At 40.2% G+C, this 19,089-nt stretch carries 22 protein-coding genes; 16 read left to right on the top strand and 6 right to left on the bottom strand.

Annotated elements, in window-relative coordinates; translation table 11 throughout:
• Positions 1-67 precede the first annotated feature (67 nt).
• The 14 genes from hisG (at position 68) to BGO42_RS02695 (ending at position 12,619) form a co-directional block, all read left to right on the top strand.
• Entirely contained in the window at positions 68-925 is an 858-nt protein-coding gene (hisG, locus tag BGO42_RS02760) for an ATP phosphoribosyltransferase (RefSeq protein WP_273245830.1), read from the top strand.
• A gap of 17 nt (positions 926-942) precedes the next feature.
• Complete coding sequence (gene hisD, locus BGO42_RS02755; protein WP_273245828.1) at positions 943-2,238, top strand: histidinol dehydrogenase; 1,296 nt, start codon at positions 943-945, stop codon at positions 2,236-2,238.
• Positions 2,225-3,274 carry a histidinol-phosphate transaminase gene (hisC, locus tag BGO42_RS02750; protein ID WP_273245826.1) on the top strand — a complete coding sequence of 350 codons (1,050 nt, stop codon included), beginning with the start codon at positions 2,225-2,227 and terminating at the stop codon, positions 3,272-3,274. Before hisD ends, hisC begins: the two co-directional genes overlap by 14 nt.
• Entirely contained in the window at positions 3,271-4,407 is a 1,137-nt protein-coding gene (hisB, locus tag BGO42_RS02745; RefSeq protein ID WP_273245824.1) for a bifunctional histidinol-phosphatase/imidazoleglycerol-phosphate dehydratase HisB, read from the top strand. The genes hisC and hisB overlap by 4 nt, the downstream gene beginning before the upstream one ends.
• A 1-nt stretch (position 4,408) precedes the next feature.
• A complete protein-coding gene (gene hisH, locus BGO42_RS02740) occupies positions 4,409-4,990 on the top strand; it encodes an imidazole glycerol phosphate synthase subunit HisH (protein WP_273245822.1) in 582 nt (193 codons plus the stop codon).
• Between the two features lie 2 nt (positions 4,991-4,992).
• Complete coding sequence (hisA, locus tag BGO42_RS02735) at positions 4,993-5,712, top strand: 1-(5-phosphoribosyl)-5-[(5-phosphoribosylamino)methylideneamino]imidazole-4-carboxamide isomerase (protein ID WP_273245820.1); 720 nt, start codon at positions 4,993-4,995, stop codon at positions 5,710-5,712.
• 3 nt (positions 5,713-5,715) lie between these two features.
• Complete coding sequence (gene hisF / locus BGO42_RS02730; protein ID WP_273245818.1) at positions 5,716-6,471, top strand: imidazole glycerol phosphate synthase subunit HisF; 756 nt, start codon at positions 5,716-5,718, stop codon at positions 6,469-6,471.
• 18 nt (positions 6,472-6,489) lie between these two features.
• Complete coding sequence (hisIE, locus tag BGO42_RS02725) at positions 6,490-7,086, top strand: bifunctional phosphoribosyl-AMP cyclohydrolase/phosphoribosyl-ATP diphosphatase HisIE (protein WP_273245816.1); 597 nt, start codon at positions 6,490-6,492, stop codon at positions 7,084-7,086.
• Between the two features lie 44 nt (positions 7,087-7,130).
• On the top strand, positions 7,131-7,796 hold the full coding sequence (locus BGO42_RS02720; RefSeq protein WP_273245815.1) for a DUF2461 domain-containing protein: 666 nt from the start codon (positions 7,131-7,133) through the stop codon (positions 7,794-7,796).
• A gap of 51 nt (positions 7,797-7,847) precedes the next feature.
• A complete protein-coding gene (locus tag BGO42_RS02715; RefSeq protein WP_273245813.1) occupies positions 7,848-8,609 on the top strand; it encodes an META domain-containing protein in 762 nt (253 codons plus the stop codon).
• Between the two features lie 149 nt (positions 8,610-8,758).
• Positions 8,759-9,433: a response regulator transcription factor gene (locus BGO42_RS02710; protein ID WP_177734431.1), complete on the top strand. Its 675-nt coding sequence runs from the start codon at positions 8,759-8,761 to the stop codon at positions 9,431-9,433.
• Positions 9,434-9,435: 2 nt separating this feature from the next.
• On the top strand, positions 9,436-10,794 hold the full coding sequence (locus tag BGO42_RS02705) for a HAMP domain-containing sensor histidine kinase (protein ID WP_273245811.1): 1,359 nt from the start codon (positions 9,436-9,438) through the stop codon (positions 10,792-10,794).
• A gap of 113 nt (positions 10,795-10,907) precedes the next feature.
• Positions 10,908-11,636: a universal stress protein gene (locus tag BGO42_RS02700; protein WP_177734432.1), complete on the top strand. Its 729-nt coding sequence runs from the start codon at positions 10,908-10,910 to the stop codon at positions 11,634-11,636.
• Positions 11,637-11,662: 26 nt separating this feature from the next.
• Positions 11,663-12,619, top strand: coding sequence for a bestrophin family protein (locus BGO42_RS02695; protein WP_177734433.1), 957 nt, complete (start codon positions 11,663-11,665; stop codon positions 12,617-12,619).
• A gap of 175 nt (positions 12,620-12,794) precedes the next feature.
• Here the strand turns inward: BGO42_RS02695 and BGO42_RS02690 are convergent, their stop codons facing one another.
• Both BGO42_RS02690 and BGO42_RS02685 read right to left on the bottom strand, forming a co-directional pair.
• The gene (locus BGO42_RS02690; RefSeq protein WP_273245808.1) at positions 12,795-13,190 is read right to left on the bottom strand and encodes a glyoxalase; all 396 of its coding nucleotides are present in this window, start codon (positions 13,188-13,190) and stop codon (positions 12,795-12,797) included.
• Positions 13,191-13,267: 77 nt separating this feature from the next.
• A complete protein-coding gene (locus BGO42_RS02685; protein WP_177734435.1) occupies positions 13,268-14,512 on the bottom strand; it encodes an OmpA family protein in 1,245 nt (414 codons plus the stop codon).
• Between the two features lie 246 nt (positions 14,513-14,758).
• Here BGO42_RS02685 and BGO42_RS02680 point away from each other — a divergent pair, with 246 nt between their 5' ends.
• On the top strand, positions 14,759-15,178 hold the full coding sequence (locus BGO42_RS02680) for an NUDIX domain-containing protein (protein ID WP_177734436.1): 420 nt from the start codon (positions 14,759-14,761) through the stop codon (positions 15,176-15,178).
• The gene (locus BGO42_RS02675; protein WP_177734437.1) at positions 15,175-15,546 is read left to right on the top strand and encodes an acyl-CoA thioesterase; all 372 of its coding nucleotides are present in this window, start codon (positions 15,175-15,177) and stop codon (positions 15,544-15,546) included. The genes BGO42_RS02680 and BGO42_RS02675 overlap by 4 nt, the downstream gene beginning before the upstream one ends.
• A 3-nt stretch (positions 15,547-15,549) precedes the next feature.
• Here the strand turns inward: BGO42_RS02675 and BGO42_RS02670 are convergent, their stop codons facing one another.
• The 4 genes from BGO42_RS02670 to BGO42_RS02655 form a co-directional block, all read right to left on the bottom strand.
• Positions 15,550-16,797 carry a mechanosensitive ion channel family protein gene (locus BGO42_RS02670; RefSeq protein ID WP_177734438.1) on the bottom strand — a complete coding sequence of 416 codons (1,248 nt, stop codon included), beginning with the start codon at positions 16,795-16,797 and terminating at the stop codon, positions 15,550-15,552.
• 9 nt (positions 16,798-16,806) lie between these two features.
• Positions 16,807-17,076 carry a DUF3817 domain-containing protein gene (locus BGO42_RS02665; RefSeq protein ID WP_177734439.1) on the bottom strand — a complete coding sequence of 90 codons (270 nt, stop codon included), beginning with the start codon at positions 17,074-17,076 and terminating at the stop codon, positions 16,807-16,809.
• A 188-nt stretch (positions 17,077-17,264) separates the two neighbouring features.
• Positions 17,265-17,636 (bottom strand): hypothetical protein, encoded by a 372-nt coding sequence (locus BGO42_RS02660; RefSeq protein ID WP_177734440.1) that lies wholly within the window; start codon positions 17,634-17,636, stop codon positions 17,265-17,267.
• A 224-nt stretch (positions 17,637-17,860) separates the two neighbouring features.
• A complete protein-coding gene (locus BGO42_RS02655) occupies positions 17,861-18,982 on the bottom strand; it encodes a hypothetical protein (protein WP_273245804.1) in 1,122 nt (373 codons plus the stop codon).
• Between the last annotated feature and the right edge of the window lie 107 nt (positions 18,983-19,089).

Genomic DNA, 19,089 nt, shown 5'->3' with positions numbered 1-19,089 from the left:
ACATCAAACGGGTTTTTTATTTCCGATACCTTTCGTTGTACTCAGGCACATTCTCCAAACTAAAAAAATGAGTACATTAAAAATTGCCATCCAAAAATCCGGCCGATTAAACGAAGACAGCCTGAAACTGCTTCGTGATTGCGGTATCTCCATCAGCAACGAGAACGACCAGCTAAAAGCCGAAGCAACCAATTTTCCTTTGGAAGTGCTATTCCTGCGCAATGCCGACATTCCTCAATATCTTTTGGACGGAGTCGTGGATATTGCCATCGTGGGAAGCAACCTTTTAATCGAAAAAGGCCCGCAGATTCCGATACTGGAAAAATTAGGCTTTTCAAAATGCCGGGTTTCGGTAGCAGTGCCGAAAAATTTCACCTATGCATCGTTATCTGACCTCCGGAATCTGCGCATTGCCACCTCTTATCCCGAAACGGTTAAAGCCTATTTTGAAACACAGGAAATCCCTATTGCCCTGCACGAAATATCCGGCTCGGTAGAGATTGCGCCCAATATCGGCCTTGCTGATGCAATTGTAGATATAGTTTCCACCGGCAGCACCCTTTTTAAAAATAACCTGAAAGAAGTCGCCGTAATCCTGAAAAGTGAAGCCGTTCTGGCCGTTTCACCGGCTATCCCGGAACAGCAGAAAAAATTGCTCGAACGCTTCCGGTTCCGGGTGCAATCCGTACTGAAAGCCGGCAAGCTGAAATATGTGCTGATGAATGTTCCTGACGAAAAAATACAGGCAATCAGCGAAATCCTTCCGGTACTCAAAAGCCCGACGATAGTGCCGTTAAATCAAAACGGCTGGAGCAGCGTACAATCGGTTATCGATGAAGCCCAATTTTGGGAAGTCATCGACAAGCTAAAAGAAATAGGAGCAGAAGGAATATTGGTTTGTCCTATTGAAAAAATGGTCGTTTAACATTTAAAAAACTAATTATGAACACACTATTGTACCCGTCACGCGAAATATGGGCCGATATCCTGAAACGTCCCGTAGCGCCTTTTGAAAATATCGAAGCTACCGTAAAACAGATTTTTAAAGAAGTCACCGCAAAAGGAGATGCAGCTGTTATAAAATACACCCATTTCTTCGATGATGTCCGTTTAACCGATATTCAGGTTGCCGAAGCAGAAATAGCAAAAGCCGCAGCATTAGTCCCGGAAGCGCTAAAAACGGCAATTCAGGAAGCCAAAAGAAATATCGAAAGCTTCCACACGGCACAAAAAACGGAAACTATAGCGCTGGAAACAACGGCAGGAGTCCGCTGTTGGATTAGCAAAAAGCCTATTCAGAAAATCGGGTTATACATTCCGGGCGGTTCAGCTCCTTTGTTTTCTACCGTTTTAATGCTGGCTGTGCCGGCTGCGATTGCCGGTTGTAAGGAAATAGTACTCTGTACGCCACCGGATAAAAACGGACAGATAAATCCGGTCATTCTTTATACAGCCGGTATTTGCGGCATTACCACCGTTATAAAAGCCGGCGGCATACAGGCGATTGCCGGCATGACGGTTGGAACAACCGCTATTCCCAAAGTATATAAGATTTTCGGACCGGGTAATTCGTTTGTAACCGGAGCAAAACAATATGCCGCACAATTGGGAACAGCTATCGACATGCCGGCAGGACCATCGGAATTGCTGGTATTTGCCGATGAAAGTGCCAATATTCAATTTGTAAGTGCCGACTTGCTGAGCCAGGCAGAACACGGATCGGACAGCCAGGTTGTTTTGGTTACCACCACACTGGAAATAGCAGCGGCAGTAAAGAAAGAAATCCAAAAACAACTGACCCGGTTACCGAGAAAAGCCATCGCGGAGCGGGCATTGCAAAATTCACGGTTTATCGTTGTTGAAAACAATGCAGTCGCATTGGAATTAATCAACGAATATGCACCGGAGCACTTAATTATCTGCAGCCGTCAGGAAGCTTTTTTTACCGAAGGGATTCAAAATGCAGGCTCCGTTTTTTTAGGCAATTACAGCCCGGAAAGTGCCGGAGATTATGCCTCGGGAACAAATCACACCCTGCCCACGAATGGTTTTGCAAAATCATACAGCGGTGTTAATCTGGACAGCTTTTTAAAATCGGTTACTTTCCAGAAAATAAGCCCGGAAGGCATACAAAATATAGGAAAAACTATTGAAATCATGGCGGAAGCAGAAGGTTTACAGGCACACAAAAATGCCGTTACCCTGCGCCTTAACGAATTGACAGATGAAAACATTTAATATTGAAAAACTAATCCGGAAAAATGTGTTGCAAATGAAAGCTTATACGGCGGCACGGGATGAATTTCAAAAAACTGCTCCGGAAATGATTTACCTGGATGCTAATGAAAATCCGTTTGACAATGGCGTAAACCGCTATCCGGATCCGCAGCAGCAGGATTTAAAAAAGGCTATTGCCGCTTTCCGGAATGTCAGTGCGGCTGCAATCACTTTAGGAAACGGAAGTGACGAACTGCTGGATTTAATATTCCGTGCCTTTTGTACGCCGGATCAGGACAATATTATAACGCTGCCGCCCACTTATGGCATGTATGAAGTGTTGGCCGGGCTGAATGCCTTAGAAAACAGGACTGTGCTGCTAACGCCGGATTTTCAGCTAAACATACCGGAAATCTTAAACAGGGTAGACTCAAACACCAAACTGCTTTTTATCTGTTCGCCAAACAATCCCACCGGAAATACATTCCCGGAAAAAGCCATTACAAGCCTTTTGGAACAATTTGAAGGAATTGTTGTTCTTGATGAAGCCTATATTGATTTTTCGGAAACCGGAAGCTGGCTGCAAAAAATAGCAGATTATCCCAACCTGATCATCATACAAACCTTTTCGAAAGCATTTGGAATGGCTGGAATACGTTTGGGTGCGGCGTATGCTTCCGAAGCAATTACCGCAATTTTAAATAAAATAAAACCACCGTATAATATCAATACGCTGACTCAGGAAAAAGCATTAACTTTAATTAAAGATACAAAAGTAAAAGACAAAATCACTTTAATTAAAGTAGAAAAAGAGAATTTAATTGAAGTATTACTTCAAGTTGAATTTATTGAAAAGATATATCCTTCGGCAGCAAATTTTATACTGGTACAGGTTGATGATGCCGAAAAAAGATACCGTCAGTTAATCGATAAAGGAATTGTAGTGCGCAACCGGAATAACTATCCGTTATGCCAAAACTGCCTTCGCATAACCATCGGCACAAAAGAAGAAAACAACCAATTGTTAATCGCTTTACAGGAAATGAACAGATCATGAAAAAAGTATTGTTTATAGACCGCGACGGAACTTTAATCCTCGAACCTGATGATTATCAGGTAAACACTTTCGAAAAACTTGTATTCTATCCGGAAGTGTTTCACTACCTCGGTAAGATTGCCACCGAACTTGATTTTGAAATGGTAATGGTCACCAATCAGGACGGCCTGGGAACGGCTGCTTACCCGGAAACCGTTTTCAGTTCCATTCAGGATTTTATCCTTAAAAGCTTTGCAAATGAAGGCATTGTCTTTAGCAATATCTTTATTGACAGGAGTTTTCCGGAACAAAACAGCCCGATGCGGAAACCGAAAACAGGAATGCTGACATCATACCTAGATACTCCGGACTATGATTTAACCGGTTCCTTTGTTATTGGCGACCGGATGACAGATGTGGAACTGGCTAAAAACCTGGGCTGCAAAGCTATTTTTATAACCGATCATGAAACACTGGGCAGTAATGAAGTTGCTGTTCCGAAAGAGGTTTTAGAAAACAGTATCGCCTTGCGGGCAACATCATGGAAAGCCATTTACGAATACCTGAGCCGGTCACAGCGTACTGCCGCAATAACCCGGAAAACAAACGAAACCGATATTACAGTCAGCATCAATCTGGATGGAACGGGGCAAAGCAACATCAGCACCGGAATCGCTTTTTTCGACCACATGCTGGACCAGTTGGCACGTCACGGGCAAATTGATCTTAGTCTGGAAGTAACCGGTGACTTGGAAGTAGACGAGCACCATACTGTTGAAGACACGGCTATTGCGCTGGGAGAAGTTTTTGCCAGGGCTTTGGGGAACAAACTGGGCATAGAGCGCTACGGTTTCTGTTTACCAATGGACGACAGCCTGGCACAGGTGGCAATCGATTTTGGCGGACGAAACTGGATTGTATGGGAAGCGGATTTCAAGCGGGAATATATCGGGAAAATGCCGACAGAATTGTTTTTCCATTTTTTTAAATCCTTTAGCGATGGCGCAAAAGCCAATTTAAATATCAAAGCTGAAGGCACAAACGAGCATCATAAAATAGAAGCCATCTTTAAAGCTTTTGCCAAAGCCATAAAAATGGCCGTAAAACAAGATTTAGAAAAACGAATACTGCCTTCAACAAAAGGCCTCCTTTAAAATGAAAATAGCCATTATTGACTACGGTTCCGGGAATATCCAGAGTGTTCAGTTTGCGTTACAACGACTGGGACACAACGGTATCCTGAGTGCTGATCCGGAAGTTATAGCAACTGCCGACAAAGTTCTGTTTCCGGGTGTTGGAGAAGCCTCCAGCGCCATGAACCGCTTACAAAAAACACAGTTAGACCTGCTCATTCCGCAACTCCGGCAGCCTGTTTTGGGCATCTGCCTGGGAATGCATCTGCTCAGCAAAACTTCCGAAGAAGGCAATACAGCCTGTCTGGACATTTTTGACACTGCAGTTGTCCGGTTTCCAAACACGGTAAAAGTACCTCAGGTAGGCTGGAATACCTTATACAACCTCCGGTCGGAACTGTTTAAAGGCATACCGGAACAGGAATTCATGTATCTGGTACACAGTTATTATGCACCGCTTTCAAAAGAGTGCATCGCTGCTGCAGATTATGGTATTTGCTATTCGGCAGCGTTGCAGCGAGATAATTTTTTCGGCGTACAGTTTCACCCGGAAAAAAGCGGCCTTATGGGCGAAAAACTGCTTTCCAATTTTTTAAAACTATAATTATGAGAATTATACCGGCAATTGATATCATCAACGGAAAATGTGTCCGGCTCACCAAAGGCAATTATGACACTGTCACGGTGTATAATGAAGACCCGCTGGAAGTAGCCCGGAAATTTGAAGATCACGGCATGGAATACCTGCACCTGGTGGATCTGGACGGTGCAAAAGCCGAAGGTATTATCCACTACAGGATTTTAGAAAAAATAGCCACCCGGACCAATCTCAAAATTGATTTTGGCGGCGGCATAAAGTCCGATACCGATTTGCGGATTGCTTTCGAATGCGGAGCACAGCAAATTACAGCAGGAAGCATCGCGATTAAAGCTCCGGAAGTCTTTAAAAACTGGATTGCCTTATATGGTCCAGAAAAAATAATCCTGGGTGCAGATGTCAAAGAAGAAAAAATAGCCGTTTCCGGCTGGCTTGAAGAGAGTACGCAAACCGTTATTCCGTTTTTGCAGGAATACCGGCAAAGCGGTATTTCCTATGTTACCTGTACAGACATTTCACGCGATGGCATGCTGGAAGGTCCTGCTGTGGAGCTGTACCAAAAAATAATAGCATCAGTACCCGACATCAGGCTGATCGCCTCCGGCGGTGTTTCCGGCTATGATGATCTGATCCGCCTGAACACATTGGGCTGTGAAGGCGTTATTATCGGGAAAGCGATTTACGAGAACAGAATCACGTTACGGCAATTGGAACAATTCAATTTATAAAACATGTTAACAAAAAGAATAATACCCTGTCTGGACATTCAAAACGGACGAACGGTAAAAGGCATTAACTTCCTGAACCTGAAAGATGCCGGCGATCCGGTGGCACTGGCAAAAAAATATGCCGAAAACGGGGCTGACGAACTGGTATTGCTGGACATTTCGGCTACAGCCGAAGAAAGAAAAACGATGATTTCCTTAGTACGCCGGGTAGCACAGGCAATTAATATACCGTTTACGGTGGGCGGCGGTATCCGGACCGTGGAAGATGTAGCCGCTTTACTCCAAAACGGAGCCGACAAAATTGCGATCAATTCTGCAGCGATCCAAGATCCGGATAGCATTACCCGATTGGCAGAACGCTTTGGGAGTCAGTGTGTGGTGGTGGCTATCGATGCGGCATTTCAGGATACTAAGTGGCAGGTGTACCGGAACGGAGGAAAGACCGCAACCGGACTGGATTTATTTTCCTGGGCAAAAGAGGCGGTAAAACGCGGTGCCGGCGAAATACTTTTTACCTCAATGGATCATGACGGTACCAAAAACGGCTTTGCAAACGAGGCATTAGCCCGGTTATCGGAATCGTTGCCCGTGCCGGTAATTGCTTCCGGCGGTGCCGGTCATACAGCAGATTTTGTGACTGTATTCCGGTCCGGCAAAGCCGATGCTGCCCTGGCTGCAAGTATTTTCCACTTTCAGGAAATTACAATCCCGGATTTAAAAAAAGAACTCAGAAGAAACGGTATTGCCGTTCGAATTTAACCCGATACAAAACCGAAAATGACACCCGATTTTAATAAAAATCCCGACCAATTGCTTCCGGCCATCATACAGGATGTCCGTACAGCCGCTGTTTTGATGCTTGGCTATATGAATGAAGCTGCCTATACCAAAACGCTGGAAACCCGGAAAGTGACCTTTTTTAGCCGTACAAAAAACCGATTGTGGACAAAAGGAGAAACGAGCGGCAATTACCTGCAGCTGGTATCGCTCCGGTCCGATTGCGATCGCGATACACTGCTTCTAAAAGTACTTCCCGCAGGTCCGGTTTGCCATAAAGGTACCGATACCTGCTGGGGTGAAGCCAATAATCCACCGTTTGGCTTTCTGTCGGTATTGGAACAGACCATAAAAGAACGGCGAGAGCAACCGGAAACCAATAGTTATATCGCTTCCCTGTTTCAAAAGGGAATCAATACGATTGCCCAGAAAGTAGGAGAGGAAGCGGTAGAAGTAATCATCGAGGCAAAAGATGACAACAACATGCTGTTTTTAAATGAAAGCGCCGATTTGCTATTTCACTATCTGATACTGCTTCAGGCAAAAGGATTTCAACTACAGGATGTTGTTGCAATTTTGGAGCAAAGAGCTAAATAATTTTAAAAACAGAAGCAAATAATTTGTACTTTTAAAATAAAAAAATGATTACAAAAGCAGAACTGGAGTTTCTTGTAGCCTTACAAAAAAACAATAACAGGGAATGGTTTGCAGCACATAAAAAAGAGTTTCAAAGCCATGAAAAAAAAGTAAAATCCTTTTTTAAGGAAATCAACGACGACTTAGAAAAACTGGACAGTATCGATAAAATGCAGGTCTTTAGAATTTATAGGGACGTCCGTTTTTCAAAAGACAAATCCCCTTATAAAAATCATTTTAGTGTGGGATTTTCACGAACCAAGCCGTTATTAAGAGGCGGTTATTATTTGCACATCGAACCGGGTGCCAGCTTTATTGGCGGCGGATTCTGGGATCCCAATGCGGAAGACCTGAACCGGATCCGGAAGGAGTTTGAAACGGATGATGAAGAAATCCGCGCTATTATTGCCGATCCTACGTTTCAAAAGGTATTTGGTGAGTTAAAAGGAGATGAACTTAAAACAGCGCCGAAAGGTTTTGACAAGGCACATCCTGCCATCGATCTGATTCGTAAAAAACAATTCCTGGTATCCAAAAGCTTTACCGATCAGGAGGTTATCCATCCCGATTTTAAAAAGGAAGTACTGGCTACCTTTCAGGCCATGCGTCCGTTTTTTGACTATATGAGTGACGTTTTATCGACAAACCTGAACGGAGAATCCCTGTATTAACTGAAATTGGTACGGTTTCTGTAAAGCATTGGTCATTAAAAAAAGAATACGATGAAAAGATTAGCTATTTTAATGCTGGCAATGACTTTATTTGCCTGCAACAGTACTAAAGTGAAACAGGAAACAACAAATAGGGATACCCGTGAGCAGCAGCCGGAACAGGTTTACTTTAAGAGTATCGGAACAGAACCTTTCTGGGCAATTGAAATCAGTGCCCGACAAATTAAGTACACAACACCGGAAAACACGGAAGGCATTGTCTTTGACGGAGTGGAACCGGTGCGGGTAATGGATGCTAATATTAAAAGTTATCATTCCAGATCGAAAGCCGGCGAGATCAAAATGACCATTACACAGGGCAAATGTTCTGACGGCATGTCTGATCAGGAGCACAATTATGCCGTAAAAGTGGCGCTGAAATTAACCGGAGACAAAGATTTCAAAAATCTTCAGGGATGTGGTAATTATATCGTGGATTACCGCCTGCACGATATCTGGGTACTGGAAGAAATGGAAGGGCAAAAAGTAGCCGATTCCGATTTCAATACCCGTCCGAATATGGAAATAAATGCCGCAGAAGCCCGTTTCAGCGGTTCGGCAGGCTGCAACAGGATGTTTGGAAAATTGTTTTCTGAAAGAAACCTGCTGCGTTTTACCGGAATCGGGACTACGAGAATGCTGTGTGATAAAATTTCAAATGAAGCAAAATTCCTGAAAGCTTTAGAAAGTGCAACCGGTTATGAAATAAAAAACAACCGATTATACCTTTCCAATCCGGACGGTATAAAACTGGTTTTTAAAAAAGTAGATTAGTTTTAACAATTTAAAAAACAAACACTTAAATACACTTTATTAAACTTAAACATAAATAAAGTTTTTTATTTACAATAGCAAGCAGATTGGATCGCAACAGCTGATTTTTAATTTTAATTCCTATTTTTGTGAAAATTACCATCAAGGAAATGAAGTTATTAATTGTTGAAGATGAACCCAATCTGCTTGCTGCATTAAGAAAAGGACTTTCTGAAAAGAATCATGATGTAAGTGCTGCCTTAGACGGAACAACAGCCCTGGAAATGATTAGTAATACCAGTTTTGATGTTATCATACTTGATATCATGCTGCCGGATATTAACGGAATTGAGATTTGCCGCCGTTTAAGAGCGGCTGCCAATTATGTCCCTATATTGATACTGACAGCACTGAGCAGCAGTGAAAACATCGTGCACGGTTTAAATGCCGGTGCCGACGATTATTTAGCAAAACCATTTCAGTTTACCGAACTTGAAGCCCGGGTAAATGCCTTGGCCCGCAGAGCAGGACAGGATCAGAAACCCGTTGAAAAAATCATAATTGACGATTTAGAGATCGATCTCCGTTCTAAAACAGTTAAAAGAAACGAAACTTCGATAGTGCTTACTGCCAAAGAGTTTAGTTTATTGTACTATCTGGCAAAAAATTCCGGCACGATCTTATCCAGAGCCAAGATTTTAGATAATGTGTGGAATATCAATTTTGACATGAATACCAACGTAGTTGATGTTTATATTAATTATCTGCGTAAAAAAATTGACCATCCTTATGAGAATAAGCTAATCCATACCATTAAAGGCTTAGGGTATGTTATAAAAGAATAATTATGCAGATCAAAAAGAAGATTACGATCAATTATATTGCCCTTTCCGGATTCAGTACTTTGTTATTATGTACTGTTGTTTTCTTTTTATTCAAACAGAATAATCAGTATTACTTTAGAAAAAGGCTGGAGGACCGGGCTAAAATTGTAGCATCAATCCACTATCAGCACGATCCGTTAAAGGCAAAATATTACCAGGAATTAAAGACAAACGGACTGGAGGAGCTGAAAGAAGAGAAAGAATATGTACTAAAAGTGAATAGTTCCAATTCTTTTGAATACAATACGGATCTGGAGTTACCGGCCGAATTTTATTCTTCCGTGATGAAAAACAATTCCGGATGGATAGAAGAAAACGGCTTGTATTACTACGGACAGATCTTTAATGAGGCCCGTGTAAAATATATGGTTATCGTGTCGGCTAAAGATCTTCGCGGCAGTGCCAGTACTTTATTCATTACCCGTATTTTATTGTTATGCGGTTTGGGGTTTATCATTTTAGCTTATTTTTTCGGGCGTTTTCTGGCTTTACGCGTTATCAATCCGGTTTCAAGGATTACCAGCGAGGTGAAACGGATCAGTGCTTCCAATCTGCACAACCGCTTACCCGAGGTGAATGATTCCGATGAACTTGCCGATCTGACCAAGACGTTCAACGATATGCTTGACCGGTTGGAAACCTCGTTTGAAATACAGGCCAATTTTATCAATAATGCCTCCCACGAATTAAAAACACCTATTACGACCATCATTGCAGAAACGGAAATTACCCTGCTAAAAGAAAGGGGAACCGAAGAATACATCGGCACACTGGAAAACATCCACCATCAGGCTTCCCGATTGAGCAACCTGACCGAAAGCCTGTTAAAACTTACGCAAACCGGTTATGACGGCAAAAAACAGGTACAGGACATTATCCGCGTGGATGAATTGCTGCTGGAAGTGAAAAGTGACCTTGATAAAATTTATCCGGGTAACAGAGTGAGTATTAATCTGAGCGACATTCCGGAAGATGATTCCCTGTTGGTTTTGCCGTGCAACAAGCCTTTATTAGAACTCGCAATAGGAAATATCATTACAAACGGCGTGAAATATTCCGATAATGAGGAAGTTTTTGTAAATGTTACAGCCAATGCGGAACAGCTTAAAATCGTTATTACCGATATCGGAATCGGGATCCCGCCGGAAGATATCCCGTATCTTTATGAGCCATTTTTCCGGGGTAAAAAAGCCTCCCGATATGTGGGTTACGGGCTGGGACTTCCTTTGGCAATGAAAATCATCCGTATGCACAACGGTGAATTATCCATACAATCGGAAGCCGATAAAGGAACCATTGTAAGTATCATTTTTAAAAGATAAAGGCAACATTAGAATTTCTAATGTAAAATCTTAGAATATTCTAATTTTAGTTTAATAAAATTATAAGCTGGGTGCAGTTGTTTTGCTGGTATAAAACATTAAAAATTATACCGATGAACAATATTCTTATTCCTACCCAGTTTGAAAGTGATACTATTGATGCAATCAAAACAGCTATAAAATATGCCGAAAGCAAAAGCTGTACAATTGTTTTAACTACCGTTACAGATGTTCCGGGCTCTATTTATTCCCCGTCATTTTTCCTTCGCACCGCAGTACCGGAAATGACGGAAGCCCAGCACGAATTACTACAGGAATGCAAAAGCATTGTTGCCGCGACCAAAAACTGCCAGCTTAAGGTGCACCATCAGTTTGGTATTTCCGCACCGTTGATTAAGAATCTTCTGGAACATTTTTCGGTAGGATTGGTTATTCTTACCCAATCCTACAAATCCAACACGAATAGAACACAACGTCATTTATTGCAGCTCGTTTCCAATTGCAAATGCCCGATACTGCACATGGGCTACAATAAAGAGGAACGTGATTTTAATAAAGCGCTGTATCTCGAACATACACAAACGAAAATCGGGATTCAGGATCTTCAAAAAATTGTAAGTGAGAAGTTCAGTTTTAAAATTGTAAGCCAGGCATCGGTATTTGAAGAACAAAAACCGGAAGACATTACACCATACCTGTCTGAAACTATCTCAAAAAACAATATTGACCTGTTGGTTGAAACCCGAAAACCCGAAAAAAACCGCTTAAAAAAGAGAACGGATAGCCATGTTAATGAAGTTTTAGGACTTCCGGTACTATCCTTATATGAAGAGAGGGTTTGATTTTATAATCTTAAAAACACAAATGTATGTTACTAAAAAAAAGAGTACCCCTAAAATATATACTGGGAAAAATACGAATGGAATTAGCATTAATTGTATTGTATTGCGTTTCTTTTGAAATTTTCCACCATTATTTCCAAACCGTTCCAACAAAAATTCCAATTGCGATACCGTCAATTATTGGTACGATTATTTCCTTATTGCTGGCGTTTAAATCCAACCAGGCTTATGACCGATGGTGGGAAGCCCGAATTGTATGGGGTGCGATTGTTAATGATTCGCGTTCCTTAATGCGTCAGGTGATCGGTTTTTATAAAGATCCTGATTTTTCAACAAGGGCAAATGATTATAAAGAGCGTTTTGCAAACAGGCAGGCGGCATGGTGTTACAGTCTGGGCGAATCGTTGCGCGGTAAAGATCCGATAAAGCCGATAAAGTCTTTACTGACTGAGGAAGAGCTGCGTTTTGTTAAAAAGCACAAACACGTTCCAAATGCTATATTGATGCTGCACGTAAAGGAGTTAAGAAAAGCCAATGAAGAAGGAAAAATCAATGTGTACCAGCAGGTTGAAATTGACAATACTTTAACCCGACTGTGTGATTCAATGGGGAAGTGTGAGCGTATTAAAAACACCATTTTCCCAACCACATACAGCTTATACATCCGCTTTACGCTGTTTCTGTTCCTGATCTTACTGCCTTTCGGGCTTACTGATTTTCTGGGATGGTTCCGAATTCCGCTGGTAACCACGATTGGTGCGGCTTTCTTCCTGATTGAAAAGATGGCAATACACCTGCAGGATCCGTTTGAAAACCGACCGACCGATACACCAATGATCCTGATTTCCAATACTATTGAAAAGAATCTGCTTCAAATGGTGAATGAATATCGAAACGAGTTTGAGTTTGATGGAGAAGCAACCAAAGAAGAGGTGAATTTAGCACACATACAACCGGTAAAAAATGCCTATTTTGTGTTATAGTAGATAGCAGGCATACCATGAAAAGGGATCGTAAAGATCCCTTTTTTTATTGATTCCCAACAATTAAAGCATTATGCTGCCTGTTATCAATAAATTGCAGCAGCCAGCAACCGGCAAACTAAATTAATAGCTAAAAAATGATAAAAGGGCAGTGAATTCACTGCCCTTTTTGTTATTAATCCAATTCTAATAATTGTACCTGGCTTTTTAACCGCTCGATTAAGACATTCATCATTCTCTTGTTCAGATTGGATGAGTTCTTAATATATACCTGATATTCTTCAACTGTAAAGAGTCCTAAAATCATCCCTTTTAAGGAATTTCTGAATTTAATGTCCCGCTGGATTACATTTTCGATATACGCTAATTTTTTATCCGGGGTTAAGGAAAAGAAAACATTTTTCTGTTTTACAGCATAATTCAGGAAAACCTGAATAAAGAGTTCATTTTGTAATCTTAAAATCGGACGTAAGATTTTGTTTTGAAAAATTTCTTCCGATGAAGATTGCTCTGTGATTGTTCCCAAGGCTTCACCTCTAAGATCAATCAGGAAAGTGTCGCGATTTTCCATTTTTTATTTTAAAGTTAAAAAAAAACCGCTGCGTAATTGCAGCGGTTTTTAATAAGTTATGAATAACGTATTGTTAATTACTTCACTCTGAAAGTTACTCTTCTAACCATTTGACGGGCTACTTTAGAGTCTTTCGCAACAGAGTTGTCTTCACCGTTACCAACAATGGTCATTCTTGAAGCTTCAATTCCGGATTTGGCAAGAATTGTTTTTACCGTTTGTGCTCTTCTGTGTGATAAGTCTTTGTTATAATCTGTATTTCCGATTTCATCTGCATATCCGATTACTTCTGCTTTAGCAGATGGATTTGCTTTTAAGAATTTCGCCAGGAAATCCAATCCTGAAACAGAGTTTGAAGACGGTTGGGTAGAGTTAAAGTCAAAATAAACATTAACATATCCCTGGTTGATCATGTCTTTGATCGTTTCGTTACTCAAACCGGCACCGCTGTTACCTGATCCACCGTAGTTTTTCTCTAAATAGCTTTCCAGTTCGTCCGGAATACCATTGTTGTTTCTGTCAATCGTTCTTCCTTTTGTATCTACTGCAACACCAGGAATAGAGTTTGGTTCTGCATCTAAATAATCCGGCACACCGTCTTTATCAGAGTCATTCATCATGGTTTCCAGATCACCAACTCTTTTTTCCAATTCGGCTAATTTGTCTACTTTGCTTTCTTCATAATACCAGTCGGCATGTTTGGCATTCTTTCCTAAATAGATCGAAAGACCAATAGTAGCATTGTATAATGTTCCGTTAAAACCTCTGTCTTCCGGCGCAATACCGCCATCGAAAGTATTGGACTGACGTACATTGTTAATCATCGAAAAATCGGCATTTAAAGCGATTCTTTCCGATAATTTCACCTGTCCGGTAAGACCGATAATATGGTTTAACATGTTATCCGTTCCTTCAAACCGGTCATTTGTCATAAAAGCATAACCAATACCGGTATGTGCCTGAACGTTTAATCGCTGCGTCCATTCTTCAAAGTTAAGCACACGTCCTAAATTTACAACACCCTGGATATCCGTTCTGTAATATTTACCATCAAAAGAAGCACTTTTTGAAGCGTTCTCAAACTGGTCGTATCCAACATCAACTTTTAAACCGAATTTGTTGTTGAACATATAACGTACTCCAAGGTCAGCATGAAAAAGATTGTAATCTTTAGTATAGTAACCGGTAGTAAGGGGAGTAGTAGGTTTACTGATTCCTCCGTTAATGTCGATAGACCATTTGTTAAAACCTGGGGTTTCCTGAGCTGTAGCAGTACCTAAAGAAAGTACCGTTACGAATAAAGGCAGCATAATTCTTTTCATATGTCTTTACTTTTTCATTCAACGATAACCGCTGAATATTCTTATTTATTTAGGGCAAAGATAGGGAGATTGGCCGGGCTTAAAGTGTTTAAAACAGTACCTTTGCCTTGAAAACTGGGCTTTTGCGTTCATTATTCTTCAAAAAAAGTATCTTTTTTTTGCTGATTTTTTCACATACGGAACTTAAAAATGTATTTTTATAACAAAAAAAAGCTGAATATTTACAGCATACATAATTCTAACTTTATGAGGAATTCTAACATTTTTTTAACAGTTGACGCGGTAATCGTAAAAAAAACACCGGCCAACGACTACCTGCTTTTAATTAAAAGGAACAACGAGCCCTTTCAAAACTGCTGGGCACTGCCCGGCGGCTTCGTCGATTTAAACGAAGATCTTATGGCAGCAGCAATACGGGAACTTTATGAAGAAACGACGATTGCGGTAACGCAGCTGGAGCAGATTGGTGCTTTTGGCAAGCCTTTCAGAGATCCCCGAAATCATGTGGTTTCGGTAGCCTATTATGGTGAGGTAGCGGAAGATACGATCGCTATTGCAGCCGATGATGCCCGGGAGGCAAAATGGTTTTCAATAAAAGCGCTTCCAAAATTAGCATTTGACCACGAAGAAATAGTAAATTTGGCGCTTCAAAAGTTTACTATATGAAATATCAAACGAGAAAATGGGTAAAACCAGAAGACTTGAATGCTAACGGAACCTTATTCGGAGGAATGCTTTTATCATGGATTGATGAGGAAGCAGCACTTTTTGCGATCATTCAGCTAAAAAACAACAAGATTGTAACCAAGTTTATGTCGGAAATCAACTTTATGAGTTCGGCAAGACAAGGGGATATTATCGAAATCGGTATCGATCTTGTAAAATTCGGAAGAAGCTCCATTATAATGAAGTGCGAAGTGCGTAACGTAATGACCAAAGAAACCATTATCACGGTTGATGCCATTACTATGGTAAATCTGGACAGCTTTGGGCGTCCGGCTCCCCACGGAAAAACCGAAGTAGAAATTATATAGGGTTTATTCCCCTATATAATTTTTATTATTAGACGGTAATTCAAATATCTCCAAATCAAAATAGTCTACAGCCGCAATGATGTGGTCAAAAATATCGGCCATGATATGCTCATAATTGATCCATCTTTTATCGGATACGAAAGCGTATATTTCTATCGGAATACCTTTATCTGTAGGCTGTAAATGACGTACCATCAGGGTCATTTCCTTATTGATACCGGCATGACTTTCAATATAACTGGTCAGGTATTTACGGAACAATCCTAAATTTGTCAGGTTGCGGCCGTTAATTGCCAGTTCTTTATTGATGTTGTTATTCGTGTTGTATTTTTCAATATCCGACTGCCTGTGTTCGATATAGGACGTAATCAGCTGAATCTTCTTAAAATGGTCTATTTCATTCGCATGAATAAAGCGGACACTGTTTTCTTTGATCAGGATATGACGTTTAATTCTTCTCCCGTTTGAGTTCTGCATTCCTCTCCAGTTCCGGAACGAATCGGAGATAAGGCTGTAAGTAGGAACTGTTGTTGTGGTATTGTCAAAATTTTTGACTTTCACGGTAGCCAGATTGATTTCAATAACATCACCGTCGGCTCCAAATTTATCAATCGTGATCCAGTCGCCAATACGAACCGTATCGTTAACGGTCACCTGAATACTGGCCACCAGACCCAATATGGTGTCCTTGAAAATTAAGATGATAATCGCCGAAATAGCCCCGAAAGTCCCTAACAGCGTTTTGAAGTTGGTATCGAAAAGGATCAATACCAAATACGTAATGGCATAAACCCAAAGGATAATCATGATTACCTGGGTATAGCTGTCTATCGGTTTGTCGCTAAACTTGGGTTTTTCTTTCAGGTAGTCTTTCAGGGAGTTAAAGATACTTCGGATGATCCACAGCGAAAGGAAGACCATATAGGTTTTTACGCCTTTTCCGAAAAAGCTCTCCCAGTAGACAAAGTTTTTTAGGACAACCGGAACAACTTTGCTGATAAAGTACAAAGGAACCAGATGGGCAACATATTTGGCTGTTTTATTGGCAACCAAAAAGTCGTCAAAACTCGATTTTGTTTTTTCTGCGATTATCGCCAGAATGATAATCAGTATTTTTTTAAAGATATAATCTAAAATATAAGCCACAACAACGAGGACAATTATATTAACTGCCAGGTTAAGATAACTTGCCGTAGTATCACTGAAATCAAGGTTTTTCAGGATTTTATATGCCCAATTAAAGATTTTCATATTTTAAAATTACAGAATTTTTTTCTCAATATAAAAAGTACCGAAAGGAATTACCGATGCAATACAAACCTGGAAGTATTTTTTAAACGACCAATTCTCTTCCATTTTCAGCATACTGGCAATTACAATATAACCGATAAACAGTAATCCGTGTGCCATTCCAACGAAACGAACCATTTCCGGTTTGTCATACATATATTTTAGAGGCATGGCCACAAACAACAGGAGCAGGAGGGATATCCCTTCCAGAAAAGCAATAATTTTAAAAAAACGTAACATCTGTGATTATTTAAGGGGTTGATTATAAACGAAATACCGGTTTTATTGAAAAGCCTTCAAAAAACGCTCAAAATTAGCCCAAAAGTAAGTTAGAAAAGAAGAAAATTCGTTAATTATTCACTAAAATACATAAAAAAACTGCACTTAAAAAAGTACAGTTTTAGCGTATTTTACAGGCTGTTTTTAGTTTAGAATGCTAAAAACGCTTTGTTATATTCTCTTAAATCAGAAATATTGTTTTTGTTTTTCAAATCTGCGAACAGGGAGATCAAATATTCCAAACTTTCTAAATCTGTTTCCTCAGCTTTCACATTTTCCGATTCCGTTTCCAACTCATCTTCTAAAGGTTCATCATCCGGGATTGTAATTAAAAATGCGCCGTTTTCTTCAACATGTTCGTAAGCTAAACGTATCGCTTTAACTAAAACCGGGTTTTGTTCTTCAAGAGCAAACTCCCGTAATTTTTTTAAATCTTCAATTAAAGTTTCGGCGTTGAATCCTTTTTTGAATAAATCAAGCTGGATTTTATTGATTAGTTTTTGTGCAGTTGGATTTTCCACAGTACTTATAATTTGAAATTAGTTGGATTTTTATTTTTAGGTATGCAAAAATAATCTTTTATTGTTTTTTTACTAATAAAAAGTGAGATTTTTTCATTTAAGAAATATTCCCGGCCCTGATTTCAGCCTTAATCTTCCTGCATAATGATGAATACCCGTTTATTTAACTTTCCCGAAAATATGCTTTACGGTAAAAGACTATAATTCAACCCTGAAAGCAAAAATTACCGGATTACTTTCTTCAACTGCATTTGTATGGTATCCTTATACAGTACCATATTCCATTGCATCGTACTGCCGTTGAATTTGTTAATCTGCACCGGAATAGTATCCGGTTGGGCAGGATTGCGTTCGTAAGCGATAACCTGTAAGCTGTTTTTGGTATCGTCATACTGATAGCGCATTAATACCGAAGTACTGTCTACATACACATGCGGATTCGGGCTGTAGTATATTTTACCGCGTTCCTCAATGTAAACCACTTTCCAGGCGGAAGTGTCTTTCTCCCATGCATTTTCAGCAATCTTCTTTCCGTTGCGCATCATGCTATCCACTTTCCACTTTCCAAAATATTTATCGGAAAGATGAACATCATAGCGGTAATACATGATAAATACCAAAGGAATCACTATACACAGCACCCGTAGGACAGCCCGAAGTGCTTTATTTCCTACAGCCGGCGATGGATTTTTATATTTCGTAAACAAGGCTATTATGGCATCTTTTCGCTCCGATAGCAAATAGCATAAGCCTAAAGTCATTAGCATTGAAGTAAAAGTTGTAATCGGTCCGATTCCATAAAAGATGTTGATCAATACAATATTAAAAAGTACCGGCAGCAGTGTTGCCACACCTAATAATACCGTACGTCTGAACAATAAAAAAATACTTCCTGCAATCTGAAAAACACCAACAATTGCGGCAAGACCATAGGTGGATCCGTAATACTTCCAGGTCAGTTCCGTTCCTGTCAAGGTATTAACCAGGGCGTCTTCCAGATGACTTGCAAATGCAAAATTGACCTCAAACAATTTTTCAAATCCAAATATCATGATATGGAATGCCAGCCAATAGCGCAATAACACTGTCAGCCAGATACGGTATTTCTGAGAATTAATTTTCCCTTTTTTAGCTTTATAATGCCAGTAAATTGAAAAACCAACCGAAAACAGAATCGCAATGAGTAACATCGATAATCCAACAGGAATGATCCGTGCTGCCCATTTTGCAGGCAAAAGGGGAGCGATTGTATAAATAACAGAATTGACAGCTCCTACGATAGCTAAAAGGCATAAAAAGAATTTTAAAAACCAATTGGAGTGTTCTTGTGTTTCTGTTGAAATCATCCTATTTTTTTTGTTAATATTCGATACTATAACGGGTTAATTGTATAATTATTTCATCTTTTTTAAATATTTGCCTCCGCAATAGTAAAACCGGAGCGCTATTTCCA

The sequence above is a fragment of the Flavobacterium sp. 40-81 genome (assembly GCF_001898245.1).
In the GTDB taxonomy this organism is placed as follows: Bacteria; Bacteroidota; Bacteroidia; order Flavobacteriales; family Flavobacteriaceae; genus Flavobacterium; species Flavobacterium inviolabile.
Note: the sequence above shows the minus strand (reverse complement) of the source record. Positions and strands in the feature narration are given on the sequence as shown.